1 protein-coding gene is annotated in these 2,130 nt (G+C 66.3%); it reads left to right on the top strand.

Features of this window, described 5'->3' with window-relative positions:
* A partial coding sequence (locus ABD002_RS12820; RefSeq protein WP_343791697.1) for a hypothetical protein occupies positions 1-2,130 on the top strand: 2,130 nt, incomplete at both ends.

Here is a 2,130-nt window from a genome sequence, read left to right as displayed (position 1 = left end):
TCTACGGCAACCAGCTCGTGTTGCCGTCCAGCGCCATCGCGATCCACTACGGCGGCGACCACATCGGCAGCGAAGCGCAATACCGCAAGGGCACCCTGTACTTCTACAACAACACGGTGCACTTCCTGCAGCCGCAGGGCACGGTCAATGGCGTCTTCCTGTTCAAGGTCTCCACCACCGACGAGACCGTGCAGGCCTGGAACAATGTCTTCGCCTTCGACCCCGGCATCACCTATCCGGCCATGCGCATCAAGCAGGATGTGGATGTGGGCTACACCGCCGGCGGCATCCTCAACCTGGGCGTGAACTGGATCACCGCCGGCTGGGCCGACAGCGATCCCTGGCACCCGGTCCCCGGTCAGCTCAATGGCAGCCAGAACATGATCACCGGCACGACCCCGCCGGTCGATCTGACCACCCTGGTGCCGCTCGCCAATGGTCAGGCGATTGGCCTGGCGCAGGCTCAGCTGTCCCAAGTCGCCGCGTACCCTGTCAATTATCAGATCGACGCGGTCACGAATGTCCCGAGCCTCCGCCCCAACACCCTGGACCTGGGCGCCATCGGATCCGGCTCTGTTTCGCCGCCATCGACCTACACGATGGGTGGCAATGTCAGCGGTCTGGCCGGTTCGGGATTGGTGCTGATGTTGAATGGCTCGGCCAGTCTGCCGGTCAGCGCCAATGGCGCGTTCACGTTCCCGAACGGCCTGACCAGCGGCACCGCGTATGCGGTCATCGTGGGCACCCAGCCATCAACACCGGCGCAGACCTGCACTGTCGCCAACGCCAGTGGCACCATCGCTTCGACCAATGTCACCAATATCGCGGTGACCTGCACGACGCCGCCTCCGCCGCCGACCTACACCGTGGGCGGCAACGTCAGCGGCCTGGCCGGTTCGGGGCTCGTGTTGAAGTTGAACGGCTCGGCCAGTCTGTCGGCCAGCGCCAATGGCACCTTCACGTTCCCGAACGGTCTGGCCAGCGGCTTCGCGTATGCGGTGAGCGTGGGCACCCAGCCGTCAACGCCGGCGCAGACCTGCACCGTCGCCAACGGCAGCGGCACCATCGCTTCGGCCAGGATCACCAATGTCACCGTGACTTGCACCGCGACGACGCGGATCTACACGGTGGGCGGCAAGATCAGCGGCCTGGCCGGTTCAGGGCTTGTGCTGAAGTTGAATGGTTCGGCCAGTCTGCCGGTCAGCGCCAATGGCGCGTTCACGTTCCCGAACGGCCTGGCCAACAGCACAGCCTATGCAGTGACCGTGGGCACCCAGCCGTCAACGCCGGCGCAGACCTGCACCGTCGCCAAGGGCAGCGGCAAGATCGCTTCGGCCAATGTCACCAATGTCGTGGTGACCTGCACGACGGCGACGCCCGCACCGACCTACACCGTCGGTGGCAACATCAGCGGCCTGGCCGGTTCGGGACTGGTGCTGAAGTTGAATGGCTCGGCCAGTCTGTCGGCCAGCGCCAATGGCGCGTTCACGTTCCCGAACGGCCTGACCAGTGGCACCGCGTATGCGGTAACTGTGGGCACCCAGCCGTCGACGCCGGCACAGACCTGCACCATCGCCAACGGTAGCGGCGCGATCGCCTCGGCCAAGGTCACCAATGTCGCGGTGACCTGCACGACGCCACCACCTCCGCCGACGCCGACCTACACCGTGGGCGGCAACGTCAGTGGCCTGGCAGGTTCAGGACTCGTGCTGATGTTGAACGGCTCGGCCAGTCTGCCGGCCAGCGCCAATGGCGCGTTCACGTTCCCTAGCGGCCTGACCAGCGGCACCGCGTATGCAGTGACCGTAGGTGCCCAGCCGTCAGCGCCGGCGCAGACCTGCATGGTCGCCAACGGAAGTGGCACGATCGCTTCGGCCAATGCCAGCAATGTTGCGGTGACCTGCACCACTACGCCGCCGCCACCGCCACCGCCGCCGTCCCTGGTATCGCAGCCCTGCGTGCCGTCCGGCCTCGGCATCGATTACCAGGTCGGCCCCGGCGCCGGCCAGCTGGCCAGCCTCGACCAGGTGCCCTGGGAAAACCTCGCCGCCGGCGACACCGTACGCATCTTCTATCGCGCCACCCCGTACACCGGCAAGGTCGCGATCAATGCCCACGGCACGGCGAGTG

This window comes from Dokdonella soli (assembly GCF_039523175.1).
In the GTDB taxonomy this organism is placed as follows: Bacteria; Pseudomonadota; Gammaproteobacteria; order Xanthomonadales; family Rhodanobacteraceae; genus Dokdonella_A; species Dokdonella_A soli.
Note: the sequence above shows the minus strand (reverse complement) of the source record. Positions and strands in the feature narration are given on the sequence as shown.